This is a genomic window from Chryseobacterium elymi (assembly GCF_003385495.1).
In the GTDB taxonomy this organism is placed as follows: domain Bacteria; phylum Bacteroidota; class Bacteroidia; order Flavobacteriales; family Weeksellaceae; genus Chryseobacterium; species Chryseobacterium elymi.
In genome coordinates this window covers 1-21215 of record NZ_QNUH01000033.1, presented here as the reverse complement: position 1 = coordinate 21215, position 21215 = coordinate 1, and the positions used below count along the sequence as shown (strand labels likewise).

19 protein-coding genes, 1 tRNA gene and 1 pseudogene are annotated in these 21215 nt (G+C 39.1%); 10 read left to right on the top strand and 11 right to left on the bottom strand.

Translation table 11 applies throughout. The annotated features are described in order from the left end of the window. Both DRF60_RS21260 and DRF60_RS20060 read left to right on the top strand, forming a co-directional pair. Positions 1–312, top strand: a 312-nt coding sequence (locus tag DRF60_RS21260) for an ISAon1 family transposase N-terminal region protein (RefSeq protein WP_449384875.1), incomplete at its 5' end; no start/stop codon positions are given. Positions 313–405: 93 nt separating this feature from the next. After that, positions 406–1281, top strand: coding sequence for an ISAon1 family transposase (locus tag DRF60_RS20060; protein WP_449384876.1), 876 nt, complete (start codon positions 406–408; stop codon positions 1279–1281). A 116-nt stretch (positions 1282–1397) separates the two neighbouring features. On the opposite strand, the gene DRF60_RS20055 is transcribed toward DRF60_RS20060, so the two are convergent. Both DRF60_RS20055 and DRF60_RS21820 read right to left on the bottom strand, forming a co-directional pair. Beyond that, positions 1398–1482, bottom strand: a tRNA-Ser gene (locus tag DRF60_RS20055). 531 nt (positions 1483–2013) lie between these two features. Beyond that, entirely contained in the window at positions 2014–2145 is a 132-nt protein-coding gene (locus DRF60_RS21820; protein WP_262510900.1) for a hypothetical protein, read from the bottom strand. Between the two features lie 202 nt (positions 2146–2347). On the opposite strand from DRF60_RS21820, the gene DRF60_RS20045 reads away from it, so the two are divergent. The 5 genes from DRF60_RS20045 (at position 2348) to DRF60_RS20025 (ending at position 8250) form a co-directional block, all read left to right on the top strand. After that, positions 2348–3178, top strand: coding sequence for a sigma-70 family RNA polymerase sigma factor (locus DRF60_RS20045; RefSeq protein WP_116014979.1), 831 nt, complete (start codon positions 2348–2350; stop codon positions 3176–3178). Between the two features lie 77 nt (positions 3179–3255). Next, positions 3256–3840, top strand: a complete 585-nt coding sequence (locus tag DRF60_RS20040) for an FMN-dependent NADH-azoreductase (protein WP_116014976.1) — start codon at positions 3256–3258, stop codon at positions 3838–3840. A 2-nt stretch (positions 3841–3842) separates the two neighbouring features. After that, complete coding sequence (locus tag DRF60_RS20035; RefSeq protein WP_116014974.1) at positions 3843–4199, top strand: nuclear transport factor 2 family protein; 357 nt, start codon at positions 3843–3845, stop codon at positions 4197–4199. A gap of 198 nt (positions 4200–4397) precedes the next feature. Continuing rightward, complete coding sequence (locus tag DRF60_RS20030) at positions 4398–7205, top strand: TonB-dependent receptor (RefSeq protein ID WP_116014971.1); 2808 nt, start codon at positions 4398–4400, stop codon at positions 7203–7205. 4 nt (positions 7206–7209) lie between these two features. Further along, entirely contained in the window at positions 7210–8250 is a 1041-nt protein-coding gene (locus DRF60_RS20025; RefSeq protein WP_116014968.1) for a phytase, read from the top strand. A gap of 372 nt (positions 8251–8622) precedes the next feature. On the opposite strand, the gene DRF60_RS20020 is transcribed toward DRF60_RS20025, so the two are convergent. The 8 genes from DRF60_RS20020 to DRF60_RS19985 form a co-directional block, all read right to left on the bottom strand. After that, on the bottom strand, positions 8623–9345 hold the full coding sequence (locus DRF60_RS20020) for a sterol desaturase family protein (protein ID WP_116014965.1): 723 nt from the start codon (positions 9343–9345) through the stop codon (positions 8623–8625). A gap of 128 nt (positions 9346–9473) precedes the next feature. Beyond that, positions 9474–9746, bottom strand: a complete 273-nt coding sequence (locus DRF60_RS20015; RefSeq protein WP_116014963.1) for a hypothetical protein — start codon at positions 9744–9746, stop codon at positions 9474–9476. Positions 9747–9784: 38 nt separating this feature from the next. Continuing rightward, positions 9785–11134, bottom strand: a complete 1350-nt coding sequence (locus tag DRF60_RS20010; RefSeq protein WP_116014987.1) for a S41 family peptidase — start codon at positions 11132–11134, stop codon at positions 9785–9787. A gap of 14 nt (positions 11135–11148) precedes the next feature. Next, on the bottom strand, positions 11149–11889 hold the full coding sequence (locus tag DRF60_RS20005) for a hypothetical protein (protein WP_238640260.1): 741 nt from the start codon (positions 11887–11889) through the stop codon (positions 11149–11151). Between the two features lie 211 nt (positions 11890–12100). After that, the gene (locus DRF60_RS20000) at positions 12101–13027 is read right to left on the bottom strand and encodes a T9SS-dependent choice-of-anchor J family protein (protein WP_116014961.1); all 927 of its coding nucleotides are present in this window, start codon (positions 13025–13027) and stop codon (positions 12101–12103) included. A gap of 71 nt (positions 13028–13098) precedes the next feature. Continuing rightward, positions 13099–14412 carry a hypothetical protein gene (locus DRF60_RS19995; protein WP_116014959.1) on the bottom strand — a complete coding sequence of 438 codons (1314 nt, stop codon included), beginning with the start codon at positions 14410–14412 and terminating at the stop codon, positions 13099–13101. Between the two features lie 299 nt (positions 14413–14711). Continuing rightward, on the bottom strand, positions 14712–18020 hold the full coding sequence (locus tag DRF60_RS19990; RefSeq protein ID WP_116014956.1) for a TonB-dependent receptor: 3309 nt from the start codon (positions 18018–18020) through the stop codon (positions 14712–14714). Positions 18021–18073: 53 nt separating this feature from the next. After that, positions 18074–19018, bottom strand: coding sequence for a FecR family protein (locus tag DRF60_RS19985; protein WP_238640259.1), 945 nt, complete (start codon positions 19016–19018; stop codon positions 18074–18076). Positions 19019–19259: 241 nt separating this feature from the next. Between DRF60_RS19985 and DRF60_RS19980 the strand changes: the two genes are divergently transcribed. Next, positions 19260–19886, top strand: a complete 627-nt coding sequence (locus DRF60_RS19980) for an RNA polymerase sigma factor (RefSeq protein ID WP_116014951.1) — start codon at positions 19260–19262, stop codon at positions 19884–19886. 93 nt (positions 19887–19979) lie between these two features. Here DRF60_RS19980 and DRF60_RS19975 read toward each other — a convergent pair. Beyond that, positions 19980–20114, bottom strand: a pseudogene (locus tag DRF60_RS19975) (helix-turn-helix domain-containing protein); the annotation flags it as partial. Between the two features lie 99 nt (positions 20115–20213). On the opposite strand from DRF60_RS19975, the gene DRF60_RS21255 reads away from it, so the two are divergent. Both DRF60_RS21255 and DRF60_RS19970 read left to right on the top strand, forming a co-directional pair. After that, positions 20214–20387, top strand: coding sequence for a hypothetical protein (locus DRF60_RS21255; RefSeq protein WP_157967980.1), 174 nt, complete (start codon positions 20214–20216; stop codon positions 20385–20387). Positions 20388–20651: 264 nt separating this feature from the next. Then, the gene (locus tag DRF60_RS19970) at positions 20652–21038 is read left to right on the top strand and encodes a hypothetical protein (RefSeq protein WP_116014949.1); all 387 of its coding nucleotides are present in this window, start codon (positions 20652–20654) and stop codon (positions 21036–21038) included. The last annotated feature ends 177 nt before the right edge of the window (positions 21039–21215 follow it).

Genomic DNA, 21215 nt, shown 5'->3' with positions numbered 1-21215 from the left:
AAAGCTACATCTTTTTATTTTTTTGAAAAACCACCCGTTTTTCAAACTTTTCCTCTTTTCACCCCGAGGCAGAGCCTCGAGGAATTCTTTAGATTAAAAGATAGATTATTAGAGTCCAAAGGTTTTTTACCTGAAATCATTGTGGATGATTATCCATTAAGAGGTAAAATCGTCAAACTTCATGTAAAAAGAAGAAGATGGACAGATAAATCCTCAAGGGAAATCCTTCAAAGAGACTGGCATCTTGTAGCCAAAGGAACCCGCATGACCCAGGACTTTGCAGGTTTCTTAAAAAAAATTAGCCGATACTAAAGCTCTTCCTCTAAAAGTCATAGCCGAATTTTTCGGTATCAAGGGCAAGACTTTTCAGAGACAATACAAAAACAAACTCAGCGAATATCATAGCTGGGTACAAAAACCTCACAGGATTGGATACTTTATCCTGAAAATCTTTCAGAATCCTTATCCCTGGATGAAGTAGCCCTTTCTGATGGAGAACTTTATAGTGTTCTTACCTCCAAAAAAGCCAAAGGAAGAAAAGGCAGCATTGTCGCTATAGTCAAAGGAACCCAGAGTGATTTTGTAATAGAACATCTTCTAAAAATAGGCAGAAGACTTCGGATGAAAGTCAAGGAAATTACCCTTGATATGGTAGGTTCTATGAAACGTATTGCCAAAAGATGTTTTCCCTGTGCATCCCAGGTGATCGATCGCTTTCATGTTCAAAAGCTGGCCATAGAAGCCCTTCAGGAAATCAGGATCAAATATCGCTGGGAAGCTATTGAAATGGAAAATAACGCTATTGAAAAAGCTTCTAAGGAGAAAACATCTCTAAAAATAGAGACCTTTGAAAACGGAGATTCCCGGAAACAGCTTTTGGCAAGAAGCAGGTATTTGCTTTATAAGAGCCGGGAAAAATGGACTCTGTCCCAGAGACAAAGAGCTTCCATCCTTTTTACTCAATATCCTGACCTTGAAAAAGCGTATCGGTTAACTGATGACCTAAGAAAGATCTATAATCAGCACATTACAAAATCTGTGGCTATGACTAAACTGGCCCATTGGTTTAGAAATGTTGAAGAAGAAGATTTTAAATCTTTTTCCACCCTAAGAAAGACTATACTGCAACATTACAGAGACATTCTCAACTACTTTGATAAAAGAAGCACTAATGCAGCTGCAGAATCTTTCAATGCTAAAATTAAAAACTTCAGGATGCAACTCAGAGGAGTGAAAGACAGAACATTTTTTCTCTTCAGATTAGCGAATCTTTTTGCTTAGCCCCCAACTTTTGCGCTTGATCCCATTTTGATTTTTTATGATACTAGCGCATAAACAAAAAACGCTGTAAACATTGATGTTTACAGCGTTTTAGCTTATTTTAGTTTCTCAACCAGCGGAGAGTGAGGGATTCGAACCCCCGGACCTGTTACAGTCAACAGTTTTCAAGACTGCCGCAATCGACCACTCTGCCAACTCTCCTGAATAACGGCTATACCGTTGTTTTCAGTGGTGCAAATATATAAAGTTTTTTGAAACCGACAAAATATTTTTTAGCTCTTTATAAAAATATTGAACGCAGAGGATACAATTTTATAAATAGGCGTTCATTTAAAGCTCTCAATCCATACCGTTTTTATTCCCCATTCTGTATAATCAGCATCTTTTACATCTATTTCAGTAATCAGTTCTATACCCGGAATTCTATCGATTTCTTCTGGGGGAAAAAAGTTTTAAATTCACTTTCAGGCGTTCTTCATTCAGTTTATTTTTACTTTCCACCGGATATGTCAGTCTTTCTTCAGTCAGCTGTGTCCCGTATTTTTGAGGCTTGCACTGAAAAACCTGGATTCTGTCATGCAGATAATCAATATTTAAAGCATTGATATCAATTCTATTTTCAAGCCATTTTATAGCATCCTTTTATAAATTCAGGCTCACCAATAGAATGCTGAATAACAGGCCATACAGCACTGCTGGCTTTATCCCCCACTTTTGAAACCCTAGGAAACCCTATCTTCCCAATGATTTCCCGAAATTTCTCAGCATTTTGCCTCTGAATCTGTTCCATTTCCAGATGATAGCCGTTGGAAAGCTTTCCCTCAGAGGCAGTTTCTCTCTCACTGACAGATCTTTTTCAGTCATCTCAATCAATTTTTACAAAATACTTCATTCATACTTTTAATTTTAATGAATCTATTTCAGGTCTGTTTTCATTTAGGATTGCCAATTGCTAAAAAAATTCCAAATATGTTAACCGTAAGAGTTTATTTCATTAAAAAAATCTAACATTTCTGAAAAGAACTGTCACGTTTTATTCATTAAGTTTGTCTTCAAAAGAAATATCATGCAGGAAAATTACAGCAAACTGCTTACCTATGCTTACAACATCACAGGTTCTTATGAAGATTCGCAGGATCTTGTACAGGATGTGATAGAAAAATATATTTCTTTAGATAAATCCGGGGTTAGAAACGAGGTTAACTACCTGATTAAAAGCACAGTTAACCACGCTATCAATTTTAAAAACAGGCACAGTAAAAAAATGATTTACGGGGAATGGCTTCCGGAACCACTGTCGTTTGACAATGCAGAGAATAAACTGATCAAGGAGCAAACGGCACGTTATACACTCCTTGTCCTTCTAGAAAAGCTGAATCCCAAAGAAAGAGCTGTATATATTTTAAAAGAAGCTTTCGACTATTCTCACCAGGAAATCGCTGAAACCTTGGATATTTCCATTGATAATTCACGGCAGCTGCTGAGCCGCGCCGGAAAACAGCTGCAAAATATAAAATACGCCCCCGATACTGCAAATTCCATGGATACCGATATACTCCACAGATATCAGAAAGCTTTGAGCGAAGGAAATATTCCCATGATCGAAGAACTTCTGAGAGATGATATCAGACTTTCTGCAGACGGCGGAAAACGTATCCGTGTCATCAAAGCTGTGGAAACCGGCAAACCGGCAACAGCATCTCTTCTCGCTTACGTACAACAGCAGTTTCTCTCAGGAAAATCTTTTACTTTTAATGTTTTCAACCATCAGCCCGCTTTGTGCTTCTGGCAGGGAGAACGTATGTATAACTGCCATATTCTGGATATCGATGAGCATGGGCTGATCAGGGAGATCTATTCCATTGTAGATCCTGAAAAATTGAAAAGAATTAATTAGTTTAAGGCTGGATTTTTCAACTTTTAATCATTTTTTGTCACGTTTTAAAAATCAAGTGTGTCTTTAAAGAAAAAAGTATGAACACACTTCTCCGAATCGACAGCAGCCTTAGGATTAAAGATTCCTATTCACGCCGTATGGGCGATTATTTTGTAAAACAGTGGATCCTGAAACATCCGGATGGATCGGTTATTGAAAGAGATACCGCCAAAAAAATGACGCCTCACCTTACCCAACAGACTTTCGATGCTTTTTTGAATGAAAATCTTTATTCTGAGGACCTCCTACTCTCCGACAAATTGATTGATGAGCTTTACAAAAGCAGTGAGATCCTGATCACATGTCCCATGTATAATTATGGAATTCCTTCTTCGCTAAAAGCTTATTTTGACCTTGTGATCAGGACTAAAAAAACGTTTACCTATGACAATGGTATCAAAGGACTGCTTTCAGGTAAAAAAGCACATCTCATTTCTGTCATGGGCGGTATTCACTCCTTACCCGGAGGAATGAATCCTCTTGAGACTCATTTAACCAGTATTCTAAATCATCTTGGCATTACTGACATCAGTTATTTCCCTTTGGAAAGCACAGCATCTCCGGAACGGATCTCAGAGAAGACAGAATTAGTAGAAACCGCAATTTTTAAATATTTAAATTAATTATGAAAGAGATCAGACAAGCTATAGAAAAGTTTATCAAAGGTGGTGATACTAATGATACTACGCTTTTAGAACAGGTTCTTCATCAAAACTACCAAAACATACAGGACGGATTTTTTGACCAACCTGGAATTTTCGTCATTTCTAAAGAAGAATATATCCGGCTGGTTCGTGATAAGGTTTTTGGAGGAAAGCCCAGAACGGTTATTTACCATTCCCTGGAACAGAAAAATAATATTGCGCACGCAAAGGTTTCTCTGGAAAGTCCTACACTCCGGTTTTCATCACTTATTACGTGTGTTCTTGAGCATGGGAAATGGCTGGTAATAAACAACATTCCAACAATAGAACAAAAGTAAAAAAAGCTGTATCAAAAATCATTACAATATCTTTGATACAGCACTTAATTTTAAAAATATCTCATGATGCTACTGTAAGTCATTTGCTGACCTTACTATGTATCGAACCGTTCATAAATCCTTAAAATAATCGTAATCTACATTTTCCGTTATTTCCCAAACAGACGTTTAATTTTGTTCATTCTTAATATATGTAAAGTGAAGAAAATTTTTACCTCCGTTTTATTTTGTGCATCCATTTTTTTCTATGCACAAACCGGTACTGTTTCCGGAAATATCAATGATGATTCCAAACTATCCCTGCCGGGTGCCAAGATCTCTCTGGCTCCGGGAAATATCTATACAACTTCGGACGATCATGGTAATTTTGTTTTCCTGAATGTTCCTGCAGGGAATTATACCATGACAGTAGATTATCTTGGCTATGGAACCAGCGAATACAGTGTAACGGTTGAATCTGACAGGAATACAAAGCAGAATATTATTTTTGCAAGAAAAGAAACAGCAATTGCAGAAGTAGTCGTGAGCGGGTCTACCCTGAAAAACCAGGCAAGAGCGTTAAACAAGCAAAAAAACAATGCCAATATCACCAATGTGATCTCATCCGACCAGATCGGACGTTTTCCTGATGCCAATATTGGTGATGCTTTGAAACGTGTTCCCGGAATCACTATCCAGAACGACCAGGGAGAAGCCCGAAATCTTATCATCAGAGGTTTAGCACCCAACCTTAATTCTGTTACGTTAAATGGTGACAGAATTCCGTCTGCAGAAGGCGATAACAGGAATGTTCAGATGGATCTGATTCCTTCAGATATGATCTCTACTATCGAAGTTAATAAAACTCTTACCCCCGATATGGATGCTGATGCTATCGGTGGTTCTGTAAACCTTATCACAAGGGCTTCCCCTAACGGACAGAGAATTTCCGCAACTCTGGCAGGAGGTTATAACCCGATCCGTGAAAAGGGCAATTATACAGCCGGATTCGTGTATGGAAACCGTTTTTTGAATAAAAAACTGGGTGCGGTTTTCAGTTTTTCCTATAACAACAACAATTTTGGTTCAGATAATATTGAACCCACATGGAGCATTGCAAATGATGCCGCTCAGACTGCTTACATCAGCAAAATGGGCATCCGCTATTATAATGAGCACCGCATAAGACACAGTTTTGATCTGAATATGGATTATGAATTCAATTCCAAAAACAAGATCTATGCTTCAGCAATGTACAATTTCAGAACGGACAAAGAGAACAGGTTTGTATTGGGCTATAAAATAAAGCCTGTCTATGATGATGAAATGGAAATTACAGGCTGGAAAGGCAGTATCACGAGGCAGAATAAAGGCGGAGATGCAGATAATGACAACACACGTCTTGAAAGACAGAAGGTACAGAATTATGCTTTAAGAGGAGAACATCTTTTGGGCTCGAAGATTGACCTTGACTGGTCCATGAACTATGCAACGGCCAGTGAAAAGAAACCTCATGAACGTTATATAGAGTTTGAGAACGGAAAGATGAATTTCTCTTCAGACCTCAGCGATCCGGAAAGACCGATGATCACTCCCCTTTCTGCTGACAATTTAGGCGTTTATGAGTTAAGTGACCTTTCAGATTCCAACAGTTTTACACAGGAAAAAGAATTTGGGGCAAAGGTCAATGTCCGTTTTCCGTTTTCTGTGGTCGAAAACCAGAAAGGCAGACTTCGGGCAGGTTTACGCCTACGTTTAAAGGAAAAAGAACGGAACAATGATTATTATGCGTTTGAGCCTTTGAATGATATGGGAAGCCTGTTATCTGTTCCTACAGTTCATTTTGATGGTCAAAACTTCCAGCCTGGAAATTATGTTCCGGGAACTTTTGTAAATCCGTCATACATCGGCGGCTTGGATCTTTTTAATTCTAATTTATTTACAGGTGAAATGAAGCCGGAAGAATTCCTTTCCAGTAATTATACCGCAAAAGAAAATATTTATGCCGGATACATCAGATGGGATCAGGATTTCAGCGATACATTTTCAATGATTGCAGGAGCCCGTATTGAAACCACAAAAATTGATTATACCGGAAATTATGTACTGGATGAGGAAGATCTGGCAGGAAAGATCAACCGTACGAACACCTATACCAATGTGCTTCCGAATTTATCCTTCAAATATGTCCCTGTCAAGGATTTTATATTGCGTGCGGCATTTACAACAGCTTTGGCCCGTCCGAATTATTATTCACTGGTTCCTTACCTTAACGTTATTTCCGGGGATGAAACCATTTCGGCAGGAAATCCGGATTTGAAGGCAACGTATGCTTATAATTTCGATTTTATGGCAGAGAAATACTTTAAATCGGTCGGAATACTTTCGGGAGGTGTTTTTTATAAGAATCTTAAGGATTTTATTTATACTTATTCGAGAAGAAACTATACATCTGGTGATTTTTCGAATGATTTTGCAGGACAATCCAATCCTATTCCTGCCGGAGAAAATAACTGGAGCTTTACACAGCAGCGTAATGGTGACAATGTAGACATTTACGGTTTTGAAGTGGCCCTTCAACGTCAGCTTGACTTTATTCCGGGAGCATTCTGGAAAGGCCTGGGAGTGTATGTTAATTATACGTATACCAAATCAAAAGCGAAAGGAATCACAAATGAAGATGGTGTGGAAAGAACAGATGTAGGACTTCCGGGAGCTGCCCCGCATATGTTCAACGGATCTCTTTCGTGGGAAAATAAACGTTTCTCAGCAAGGGTTTCTATGAATTACGCATCTGATTATATTGATGAATTGGGTGGGAAATCATTTGAAGACCGTTATTATGACAGGCAGATTTTCCTTGATGCCAATGCATCTTATAAAATTACAAGCCAGCTCAGAGTTTTTGCCGAAGCCAATAATCTGACGAACCAGCCGTTACGGTATTATCAGGGAATCCAGAGCAGAACTGCACAGGTGGAATATTACAAACCGAGATTCACTTTAGGATTGAAATTTGATTTTTAAACGTATGAAAAAGTTACCATTTATTATAGCGATATCAGTTTTACCTTTTGTGGTGAGCTGCAGCACGCAAAATTTAGGAAAAAATATAAAACCTTCTGTTATTACAGAAACAGTAGTTCATGATACCGACGATCCTGCCATCTGGATCAATCCTGCGGATGCTTCAAAAAGCATTATTATCGGAACAGATAAGGATACTGATGGCGGACTGTATGCCTTTGACCTGAACGGAAAAATCATCAGTAAAGTTTCAGGATTGAAACGCCCGAACAATGTAGATATTGAATACAGCTTTATGCTGAACGGAAAGAAAACCGATATTGCCGCTGTTACAGAAAGGGAAACCAATACGGTAAAGCTTTACAGCCTTCCTGACCTGAAGGCAGTGGGAGAATTTGCAGTATTTGATGGTGAAACGGAACGCGATCCAATGGGAATTTCCATGTACCGGAACCCTGTATCAGGAGAAATACATGCCGTTGTGGGAAGAAAATCCGGCCCGGCTGACGGTTATCTTTGGCAGTATAAACTTTCTGAAAAAGAGGGAAAAATAACGGGTGAAGTTATCCGCAAGTTTGGAAAATATAGTGGTCTGAAGGAGATTGAAAGTATCGCTGTAGATGATGAAATGGGCTACATCTATTATTCTGACGAGCAGTTCGGGGTGCATCAGTATTATGCAGATCCGGACAAAGGAAATGAGGAGCTTCTTGTGTTCGGAAAAGGTGATTTTAAGTCTGATGTGGAAGGAATCTCCATCTATCCTACTTCAGCACAAACCGGATATATTCTGGTTTCGAACCAGCAAAAAGACACGTTTAATGTGTATCTGAGAGAAAATCCTGCGAAAGGAAAAATTGCCGAGATTCCGGTTTCAACCCGTGAAAGCGACGGTTCAGAAGTCACCAACGTGAATCTTGGGCCTCAGTTTCCAAAGGGTGTATTTGCAGCAATGAGCAATGGAAGGGTTTTTCATTTCTATGACTGGAGATTGATTGAGGAGAGAATAAAAGCTCAGGTGAACGCGGCAAAAATAGGAAATTAAAAATATGATGTTTTTGAACCATTAAGGAGGAATAAGTTTTTAAGAATATTAAGGAGCTTTACTTTTTCTTATGAAAGTGTAAATAAATACCCGGCTAAAGCCTTGTCAAGGTTCGAACCTTGACAAGGCTTATCCACAGACAACTATTAAATAATTGAGGATTGTCCTATTGATTTTAATAGGCGGATACTTTATAAAAATCGTATCCTAAAGCTTCTCTTTCTTTTCTTAAAATTTTCTGAAGAAACTCCCAATAGTTAAATCTTTTGGCTCTTGATATACATTATACAATTTATCATCAGGAATATTCCAGTATAAATCCTTTTCTACAATAAAACTATTATATATAAAAAGTTTCTTTACATTAATTAATCACCGATACGTCCCAAAAACCCTGTCCCAGAAGGAAGTATAAAAACCAAAATTTTTATTCTCAACCAGATGATGCTGGTTATGAAATCTCGTTGTTCCTACAAAAAAACGGTCAAACGACGTCGGAAAAAACTCCCGGTTCAGGTGGCCTATCGTTCCCCAGATAAGATTGATGATTATATAAAGACTGATGGATTGAATAGAAAAATCATAGCCCATCAACAGAGCTAAAATCATGAATCCAAAACCAATGGTTTCAAAAGGATGCAGTACAAAAAGACTCAGAAAGTTGGTGCTTATATGTTCATGATGCCTTGCGTGCAATTTTTTGTAGATAAAAGGCTGATGGGCTGCATAATGAAAAAAGTACATCAAAAGATCCATCAGAAGAATCAAGGCAATGGTTTCAAGAAAAACTGAAACCCCAGAAGGGCTCTGATCGAGGCTGATCCAGTTGATTTTCCATAAAAAAGCACCTAAAAGCATGACGAAGCTGTTGCAGATAACCGTGAGCAGGCAGAGGTAAAAATCCGATCCGGTGACAGGATGACTCTTCTCCTGAAGCTGCTGTTTAGGGCATGTTTTTTCGATAAACTGAAAAAGTCCTATTGAGAACAAACACAGAAATACGTTAGATAAAATACTGAATACGATCCACTGCAGCCATGAAAACTGCCAGAATATCTTTAAATAACCGGAAAAATCAAGCCAATTAAGAACCATATATCGTCACCTGTAAACTAAGTTCATAAATGTATGAATTTCCTCTTTAAATATCAAAACCTTCACAAATCCAGGAATGCAAGGCTTTATAACAATCTGCTTCATAAAATGAATGGGAATCAACAAGATTATTTCTGTCTCTGCTTTCTTTTCAGTTCCCGTACCCGTAATGTGAGCTGTTTTCGCAGGTCATTATGATACTGTCTGTAATTTTTTATGCTTCTTTCCAATTGCTTTTTCTGGGCCAGATAATCTTCATAAAGCTCGCTCAGTTCTGAGATCCTGGAGATCATATCAGAAGGCTGTATGTGAGGATCGCCGGCTGTTTTTTTCAGAAGACTGCGGTAATATTCCATCCGGTCTGTAAGGCTGCTGTGAAATTTTGGTTCTATTCCCTGCATGGCTGTTGGGTTTATATATTAAAATTTTAAAAAGATGTTCACTTTCCGATGGCTGCAGAAGGCGTATCACTCTGAAATAAAACCTTAACACTTTGGTCCAAAGCATTCTTGCCTGCTGATTTTGAATAAATAGTGTTCAGCGCGGATGAAATCAAGGTTTCTTCCGGATCTCCCAGGGGAAGCAGTGGCAGCGAAGCATATTCACCGGCTGCAATCTGTGGAGGAACTCCATTGCTGTAAGCTCCTTCCCCATTCGCATTGAACACTTTATAAATAACCGGATGAAGCTGCCACGATATTTTTTTGGGGTTCCTTTTGTCTTCCACCATAAATCCGGCCATATCTTTACCCAATGTCACACCTCCCACCTGAATAACCTGCATATAAGGTTTAAGGTTATTGATGACAATCTCCGAAGCAGATGCCGTACTGGTGGAGGTAAGAATATAAACTTTGCCCAATCCGAGAGCATTCGCACGCAGAATATTGAAATCAAGCGCATTGGAATCATAACTGATCTGCTGGGCAAATGTCCGTTTTACTTCACCTCCGTTTTTGTTCCCTTTGTAAATAATAAATGGGGAGGATGAATGAATTCCGGAAGGGATCAATGAGCACAATGCCGCGGCTGAAGCAACTGATCCTCCATAATTGTACCGGACATCGATAATAAGATCCTGTATTCCGGCTGCTTTGAATGCGGCAAACTTCTGATTCAGTGCAGGGGTCATTCCGTCCGGAAAATCATAGATGTAAAGATATCCTGTCTTTTTACCGTTTTTTTCAAATATTTTAGATTCTAGAGGTTGTTCATAGGAATATCCGTAATAGACCGTGATGCTTTTTTCATTCACAACAGTGTCATTTTCCCACTTTCCAACCGATAATTCTATGACCGTCTGGTCTTTAATTGATGACGTCAGCTCTTCCGCATTAGCTGCGGTAATCACTTTACCATTGATCTTAGTGATGATCATCCCTCTTTCCAGGCCGGAATTGAATGCCGGAGAGTTTTTCATAACAAGTTTTACAGTGGTTACAACACTTCCATTAGCCAGCTGTATGACGGCATAATCAAAGCCATACATATTCCGGACAGAACGCGGATAAGAAGAAGGATCCTTGCTGTCTACAGCGAATGAAAACCTGTCCTGTGAGGATAAAAGACTTTTAAAAAAGTCCTTCACCGGCAGGCGATAATCCGGTTTGGCGGGCATCTGGTCTGCCCAGTAATAATATTTTTTCATACTGTCCTGCACCCATTGGTTTACAGACTCCCTGCTTCCTTCCGGGAATCGTGGAATACCCTCATCATCATTACGGTTACATGATAAGATAAAGATAGAAATTACCGCGAGCAGCAGTAGAAAATTAAAATATTTCTTCATAGAATTGCCCATCATTACAGATAATCTGCCACATCAATCTCTCCTTTAACAGTGAGAGCACCATTTTCCATTTTTTCCTGAAGAATGATAAGATTGGCTCCCATATCCTGTTTTATTTTCACTTTAATGATTTCAGTTCCGGTATACGGTACAGAGCTATCCGGCTTATACAGTTCAAGATAGACAGGAGCTGTATTACTGAAAAAATTATAGATCTTTACCTCAGTAAAGTTCTTCTTTCCGATATCGGCAAATTCTGCAAGCACTGCCCCATTTTCTCTTTTCAGAATCCCTTTCACATTGGAAAGTGAACTCCCTGAATATTCACCCAGATTGGGGAAAATAAATTCAAAGCCTACTTTTCCCAGATTGATCTGCGGTTTAACAGCAGATGCCTGAAGAAAAATCCCCGGAAGATTGAAAAAATTCAGGGTTTTATAATCACTGACATTGTCGTAAGTGATATTGTAATGGGCAATTTCGGCACCCGTTTCATTATTGTAGATTTCAAGCCTGTTGGTTTCTCCTTCATCCAGAACGAAATCAAGTCTGGTCTCTATTTTATTGGTATAAGAAGTGTTTCCGTCAATAGATACGGGGGTCCCGTTCAGTCTCAGCTGGATAATATCCGGCTTGGAATATCCTTTGATATTCACCTCAGCGGGCTTCTGTGATTTATCAAACGGCTGCATGACGCTGCTGTCTGAACAGGAAATAAGTAATGTAAAAAATACGAGTGCAATGAACTTATTCATTTATATTATTTTAAATTAAAAAATCTAACTCAGAAAATATTGTCCCGCCCGGTGAAAGTACGGGACAACATAATAATTATAAAAAAAAACTAAGTTGGATATGTTTATGATCAAACGGTTTTGCGGGGAAACTTTAAACCTGTTGGATCTATTAAGTTTTCATGGTTAGTTCCTGCAGAATACTCTGAAGGCTGGTGTATAAACGTTATGGTTATTTTTTGATAAACTTCAGTTTTTCTGTTGTTTTTCCGTCAGACGCTTCAGCAATGTACATTCCGGCCTGCAATGATGATACATTGACAGATCTGCTGTATTGAGCTGAAAGTACTTTCTGCCCGGCCACATTATAAATAGAAACCGCCGTCATATGTTCTTTAAAACCTGGATTTAATTGTAGCTGAAGGAATTCCTTTACAGGATTTTCCTCGATTTTTGTTACATTTTCTTTCTTCTTTATATCTTTTGTGCCTAAAAATGTGGAAGCATAAATCGCCATTTCATCGATATTGATATTCTGGAGATTATTACCGCTTGGCTTTCTGTTAGACCATATTCCTATATAAATCTTTTTGCCTGCAAAGGCTGAAAGATCAGCAATACTTTCGTTAAACTGAGTAAGATCATTAGGAAACGGATTCGCCACAGTTCCTGCAATAATGCTGTAAGGACTTGGAATATCATTTCCGTCTACATCGACTGTCATAGCCTGGAAATCAGCCAATTCCGGCACCGGTTTCTGAGGAGTGCTTACATAAATGAACAGATCACGCCCTACGTTGAAATGAGTTGTCCTCTGTCTTCCGATATAAGCGGCCAGGCTGATTGTTCCTGATGCGCCCTGCAGATCAATCGGCGGCGAAATAATCCAGTCGTTTTCAGTAGCAAAACCAGTAACATTTCCGGTCGGAACCAGGCTTACTGAATATCGGAGAACTCCTGCGTTTCCATAAGTAAGGGCATTGGTTCCGTTAAAATAAATATTCTGTCCCTGAACCCATCCGTTTCCATTATTGTTCAGATCATGAGCAGTCCATCCCTGAAGATCAGCGGGGGTATCAAAAGAATTGCTCCATACCAGAGACTGTGCAGCCGCCGCCTGTGAAAGCAATACAACAGATAATAAAAATAATTTTTTCATAATACAGATTATTAGAGATTAAAAAAAATAAAAGCAGGGAAAGACTTGGGATGCTTCCCCTGCATTTAAAATTATTCTACAATAGAGAAGTTATATTTCGTCCAAGTTCCCTGGAAGTCTCCACAGTTTCTAGGTGCCACGTTCCATGGTCCTACGTTGAAGAATGGCTGAGTCATTCCCCAAGCTGAAGCTGTACTTCCTACCAGTAGGTTGGCAGCAGGGATTCCTGCAGTTCCTGTACCGGTAACAGAAGTTGTAAATCCGTGTACTTTGATTGTGTTTAAAGTAGAAGCTGAAGACAGTTCAGAACCTGTTCCTTCCACTTTGATTCCTGTAGGATATCCTGTCACTACAGCATTATTTAACGTTAATTTTCCTGCTCTTCTGATGTGGATCCCATTTTCATATAGTGGTCCGGAAGGCGTAGATGAAGAATATAACACATTAGTACGAGATCCTACGATAGTAAGGTTGTTGATCACAGGATTTGTAATAAGCGGTGTAGCTGTACCCGTTGAGTTGTTATCCAGCTCAATACCGTTGGTATCGGAAACACCACCACTAAGACTGTGTGTAGAATTGTTGTCTGCTAAAGCAAGTGCACAAGTGATGGTTCCTGTGTATCCGTTGTCAAAATCAAAGTTATCATCATCCGGAGCAAAAGAAACAAGATTAGATGCATTCACAGTACCTCCGAAGAACTCAAAAGAGTCATCTTTCCCGTAAGATACCTGGATGTGGTCTAAAGTAGTCCCGTTTCCTACAGCTCCCAAAGTAAGACCGTTGATCTCATTTCCTGAGTTTGGAGCTAAAAGATCGAATCCTGCAAATTCAATACGAACATACTTCAAGATTCCTGCATTGTGAGCAGCATTGGTACCTCCGTAATAAAAATCAGAACCGGTTAATCCTTCGATAGTTTTTGTATCAGGTGTATTTGCAGGTGCATCTCCTAAAACAATCACACCACCAAAGTCACCAGGAGCAGCGGTTGTATTTTCGTCTCCATCTAACAGTTTATAACTTGTAAAAATAATCGGCTGTGTTGCTGTACCGGTAGCATCTATTTTACCAGTTTTAGAAATCACAAGAACTCCTGTAGGGGTATTCGTAGTGTTTGGTTTTGCTTTAATGAAAGTTCCCGGCTGGATAGTTAATTTAGCACCATTTTTTACGGTAACGATACCGTTGATTTCTACTACTCCGCTCCAGGTAGTGTTTGTAGTGATGTCACCACTTACGGTTGTTACCGGAAGTGAAGAAGCTGTAATATATTCAGCAGAAGCAGCCTGCATTTCGAATGGTGTGGAAGAATCCGCTAAATGATCATTTTGACAAGCAGTAAGAGATAATGCTGCAGCAGCAATTAAAGTTAGTTTTTTCATTGTTATAATTTTTAGTAGATCCAGTCATGTTATTTTTATAACCGGAAATTTTAATATTTAGGAATATCCGCCTCTATATTCCTGCGATTTGGTTTTATTTTCACCCTGCATTCCAGGAGGAGCTGTTGTGCCGGGGTTTCCTGTTTATCCGCTGTTGTCCGGAAAAAACAACGGCGTCCGGTTTTCATCTGATCCGGTACTGCTGTGCGCATCATCAGTATTGATCCGGCTCGTGTTCAGGATTCCGAAACCTGTACATTGCATCAATGAGCTCTTTTATTCTGTTTTTTATAATGTCTTTAAAATGTATAATTCACGCTTAAACCGAATATCCTTCCGCTATAAGCCCGGAATGTAATCTTGTCGATATCTTTGTCATATTTATCAGTGGCTCCTGGCAGAAGCTTCCACGCCTCCCTATCTGTAGATATATTGCTACCTCCGGATCCATCCGGTACTGAATAGGAATTAAAATTGTTATAAAACTCTTTTACCCTGTTGAAAAGGTTTCTGACATTAAACTTTACTTCCAGATTCTTATTTCTCAGGAATTTATAGGAGAGCTGGGCGTCTGCTACGGCATAAGGGCGCTGTATTTCTTCCCCGTTATAGTCATATCCTACCGTGATGTACTGATCTCCTTTGGCATTGTATAAAAAGCTGGCACCTAAACGGCCTCCATCATAGGTCATGCCTAAATTGTAGGCATAGGGAGTCTGTCCGTACAGTGGTCTTTCCACCTCATAGGTTTCTCCATTCTCTCCTGTCTTGTACTGATCTTTAAAAGCAATTACTTTTGTCGTGTTATAAGTAAAGTTTCCGCTTATAAAAAGTTTTTCCAGCAGGGATTCTTCAGCAATAAACCCCAGATTTTTCCGCACTTCCACTTCTACTCCTTTCAGCTTTGCATTTTTAGAGTTTCCGTTGTAGAGGAAGAGATTTCCTTCGTTCGAAAGACGTCCTTCACGTTCAATAGGCCTGTCGATGTCCTTGTAATAAAGTCCAGCAGAGAATATTTCTCCAAGACCGGGAAACCATTCAAATTTAAAATCATAGTTCTTCACTACCGATGAGGTCATTTCCGTATTATAAATCAAGCCGTTGGCTACCGGATCAAAGTAAGGAAGCCCCGTTCTCTCATTGAATTGTGGACGGATTACCGTTTTATTGTAGGCAAGCCTTACATTGATTTTATTGGTGGGGCTGTATGTAAAATTTACGGAAGGCATCCACTGCCACGGTTTATCATCTATCGGCTCTTTTGTAACCGTTTGATTATCTGAAAGATCTAATTGCTGAGAAATAAGGTCATACTTAAAATATTCCGCACGCACTCCCCAAACCAATCTGAACATATTTTTCCAGCGGTTATCAAGCATGACATAAAATGCATTCTGGGTTACTTTCCCTTCATACCTGTCATTTTTGTACAGGGGTCTGGTTTGCCAGCCTATTCCTCCCGGAACATATTTAGAACCGTCAAACCACTGGGCCAAAGAACCATGCATGGTGATAAAGTTTTTTTCACTGTTTGGAACATCCCTGTTTTCATCCACTCTTAAAAAGAATTTCTCCTGCTGATTGGTATTATTTTTTATAACCCCTGCATATCCTAACTTAATATCATTTTTAAAATTTCCTTTGTCTATATTCCATTTAAGCGAAGCTCCATAGTTATAATCCGTTTCTTTATTGGCGATATATCCCCTGTAGAAATTAGATCCCGAATTATAAATCCTGTGATAGTTAAGAATCTCGCTGCCAATGAAATCGTAAAGACTCAGATACTGGGTGTAGTCCTTGGTATCAGATTTCACTCCTGTCCTTGCTGCAAACCAGTTGATTTCGGCATTTCCAACTTTGTGGTTTCCCTCAAGCTTGTTCTGTAAAAGCGTCTGATAGATGGGATAATTGGTATTATCGGTATAAGGCTTGTCCAGATCCTTGATCTGCGAAGGGTTATTATTGGGAATAATCCCGTTATAGAAATAATTATAGGATGTTTCAGCATTGGCAGCCATTCCGCTTCCTCCTGTATATTCATTCCAGCCGGTTATTCTGGTCAGCGTATTATCATAAATATGGGTGTAGGAATTACGGAAGGAGATTCTGTTTTTTCCGAGCTGTAAGCCAAAATTCAGCATTCCTGCTAATGTCGAGTTGTAATTGTATGATGCTCCTTTATTTTTGAAATTGTAAAAAACAATAGGATCTGTTCCATTCGCCTGCCAGTTGGGATCGTATGGTGCTGTGGTGTCCAGCCAGTTTCCCCTTCCTGTATGATCGATGTCTAACTTATTTTGTTCATTTCTTACCGTAAATGCTCCGGCAAAGCCCCATTTATTATTATTTTTAAGGGCAAATGATCTTCCCAATGCTACCTGTACATTGGAACCCATATCCCCTGTAGTACTGAATGTGGAAAAATTATCATTTTTGAATCTTTTGGACTGCTCAAAAAACAAAGGATTGTTCCAGTCTGTAGCTTCAAGTCCTTTAGGAAAATCTCTTGTGCCGTCATCATACCCGAAATAATCATACTTTCCACGTTTACGGGTCAGAAACTCCTTAAAGGCCGACTGGTCGTTATAGGAAGTTCCTACACTTACCGTGGTAAAGTTTTCGTTGGGAATATCTTTGGTTCTTACTTCAACATAACCTCCTGCAAAGCTGGCATTCATATCCGGTGTTGCCGTTTTGCTTACTACAATGCTTTCCACCATGGCAGTGGGAATGATATCAAATGAGAAATTCTGATTGTAGGCTTCTGTACTCGGAAGGTTGATTCCGTCCATAGCTGCTGTATTCCAGCGTTCTCCCATAGACCGAACCACTACATATTTGTTGTCTATGGTCGTTATTCCTGTTACTCTTTTAAGGGTTCCACCTACGTCATTATCCGGTGTTTTGGCGATCTGCTCGGCAGAGATCCCGTCACTCATCTGGGCAGCTTTTTTCTGTTGGGCGAGAAGTCCGGCCTGCGTATCTGCTTTTCGGGTGCCGGTAATCACCACTTCCCGGATGTCCGTTATTTTGTCCGGAGCCTGCTTCATTGCAAATGAGACTGTATTGGTTTCATTAGTATTGACTGAAAGTTTTTCTACCCGAAGCGGACTGTATTTTGAAGCTTTTACGGTTAAAGTATATATTCCTGAAGGCAGATCTACCACAAAATCTCCGTTATTATCTGTAAGTACAGTCTTTTTAGCAACTGTTACTTCAGCTCCGGCCACAGGATTTCCTACTTCATCCACAATCTTTCCGGTAATCCTTCCGTTTCCCGTTACCGAAATACCAGTTCCTTCATATTTTATTGAAATAAGATCTCCACGAAGGCGGAATGCCACCGGAAGCCCGTTTGTAATATCTTTAAGACAGTTATTGACAGAGGTGTTTTCACATTTTACGCCTTTTACCTTCAGCTCTTTAATATCCATTTTAGAATAGGCCAGCCTCATTCCTGTTTTTCCTGCAAAATCTTCCAGAACCTCAATAAGAGGTTTGCTTGCAGGCACTGAAAATGATACTTTCTGAACCAGTTCCTGAGCTTCAGCTGCTACTGTAAAGAATACTGCCGCAACGGTAAGACCGCATTTCAATCTTTTCATATGTTCAATTTCTCTTTTAATAATTTATTTTCTTAGTGTTAATTCTATGTAGGTTATTTCTTCAGGGTGTATAAATGATCTTCTTTGTGTACTTCAAGGCCCAATATAAAGGCCAGCGCTTCCATATTTTCATCGGCTGTGCCTCCTGTGAAATCTGCTGTTATCCTCTTTTCAGCCGTTTCTTTAGGATACACGATCCTGATCTTGTAATTATTCTGCATCACAGCTGCCACTTCTTTAAAGGAAACATCGTTGAAGCTTAATGACAAGAGTTCTGCTTTCTGTTTTCCTGATTTTTTTTCTGTTATAAGTGAAATCACAGCTGCGGTATGGGCTATCCCGAAATTTGTCCATTTCTGGTTAGGCTTCAGGTAAGAAACCGGAACTCCGGCATAGGAAACAGCAACTTTTCCTTCGTAAAGCTGTACGGATTTATCTTTTCCGGACTGTGAAATTTTAAAGACAGTTCCCAGAACTTTGGTACTGAAACCATCCGCATGTACAATAAATGGATGTGTTTTTGATTTGGCCACAGAAAAAATAGCATCTCCTTTCAGATTCACAATCCTTGTGGAAGCAGGAAATGATTTATCTACTGTTAGTTCTGCACCGTTCAACAATGTAACCACAGAACCGTCTGCCAGGTAAACTTTACGGTTTTCCGGGCCCGAAGTATAGGTATCAGGTTTAAAGAATGCAGTATATAGGATTCCTCCTAAAGACAACAGAAGTATAATTGCAGCCGCAGCTGTGTATACATATTTTTTCAGCGAGTAATCAGGAGTTTCTTTGGTCGGTTTGATAAAATACAGTTCCAGTGCAGATAAAACCCTTTCTTTAGACTCCTTCATATGGATTCTGTCCAGGTCTTTTTCCGTCCGGATTTCCCACAGGTTTAAAATTTCATTTTCTTTTTCAGAAATTTCCCCTTCGGAAACTTCCCTTTGCCAGAGCTTAAAAACAAAAGCTGCAGTATTCTTATTTTTTGGGCTTTTCATAAAATATTTCATGTATTCACAGATACTTCTATTTATAAGACTGTGAAAATGAAAAACTTCCCCAGGCGGTTCTTAATATTGTATTCACATTAAAACCAGCCTGTTAAAAATTTCAACCTATTTTTCTATTTTCTCAACATTTGATTCACATTCCGGGGATATTTTTCAGGAATAATTAATCTTAGAATCCCCAAAGTTCATAAAAAGTTAATTTTTCTTTAGGTAATTTTGTACCAACGATATGATACTTACAGACTATACGATATTAAAGAAGATAAAATCAGGTGACCGTCCTGCATTCATGCTGCTCTATGAGCGGTATTGGGATAGTCTTTACCGTTTTGTTTTCACGAGAACGAGAGATAAAGAGATGTCTGAAGAATTGCTGCAGAACCTCTGGATAAAGATCCTGGAAGATACGGCTTCTATACAGACCGATGACACGGAAAGTGCAAAAGGCTACCTCCTGCGTTATCTTCATTACAGAATTATTGATCATTATAATAGTTCTAAAAAGGTCCCGTCTACCATTAGCATTGATGAATTTGACTCTGACGGCGAGATGAATATATCGGATACGGAATATTTTGAAATTCTTGAAGAAAATGAGATCTCTGCTTTATTATCTATGATTGATGAGGTGGTTTCACAGCTTCCCACGACAGAACAGAGCGTATATGACATGAGAATCAGAAGAAATATGTCTGTAGATGAAACTGCAGAAGCTCTGGGCATCAGCAATAAGACGGTAAGTAATAAATTAAGCAAAGCTTTGGGGGAAATAAGGGAACAGCTGAACCCGGAATACCAGTCTTCTAAAAAACTGGTATCTATCCTGATGCTGATGGAAATACTAACGAAGTATTGAATTGGGGATGGAAGCCGGATGCCTGAAGAAGGAAGTTAAGCCATAGTAATTATAGTCTTAGCACTTCTTTTTCTTATCTTTCCCTCTTTCAGACTAAATTCCCTTCTGATCTGGTTTAATTAAAAGATTTTTTCTGTATTCTTTAGGCGTCATATTCCTGTACTTCTTGAAAAGCCTTGACAGATGGCTTTCATCACTGAACTGGAATTCATACGTGATTTCGCTTAACCGGACACTGCTGGTTCAGGCCTTGCTATTATTCCTTATGGGCTGGATTTCTTTATTGGGCCATTGCTTATTTCGAGAATAAAACATTCTTCACATACAATGATCTATATTGGTTTAGGATTACTGATTTCAGGGTTCTCAATGGCTTCAATATTCATTTTTCTTCAGGAAAAGCCTTCAATAGAAATGGATATCAGCTTATTTTTGGCCGGACTGGGTCATGGTATTATGATGCCTGTGATGATGCGTGAAGCTATTTTCATTAATAGATAGAAAAAAAGCAGGTCAGGCCTCATGACTGATCAGTATCAGCATACAGATCGGGAGTGTAACCTGTGGCACCATTATCGGAACTTTGTTTTTCAGCACAATTGAATTTCTGGGATTCCCGAAAGCCTTTGCCCTGGATATTTTAATGATTGCAATCTTTCAGGTCGCAGAAGTTTTTGTCACTAAGAAGCTTTTGAAGCATAAAACATTATATTGAGTAGATTATATGTCATTTTTTTTAATAACAATAATTATATATTTAAACTTATGAATAACACAGAAAAAATCATCACAGAAATCAATGGATTTCACAGAGATATTGAAGCTTGGTTTCGTGGAGAACAAGATCAAAACAGGCTTTACAAAAAGCTTCTGTCGGGATTTGATGCAGATTTCAGAATGGTTACAGGAAACGGCAATACTATGACTTTGGCTACATTTTCAGAATGGCTTCCGGGAACATACGGTAAGTTTCCGGAGCGTAACATTGTCATTGAAAATATTGATGTTCAAATTACAGAAAGCCATGGACTGTCTTCGTACATTGAGATCCAGACAACCGGAGCTGTAGTGACACGGCGGAAGTCATCAGCTGTCTTTGTGATACGGGAGGAAAAAGTATTCTGGCTTCATCTTATTGAGAATTGGATCTGATTTTTTAGGACGGGATTCTTGATTTTAGATTTTGGCTAAAGCCAGATGATTAAGGCATATTTTTTGTAAGCGGGCTAAAGCCCAATGTCATTAAGTTAGTAAACTATCACAAGCTATTCTTTTGATTTTTAGAGACTATTGGCTTAGCTCTTGCTTTATATTTGCCTATATTTCTTT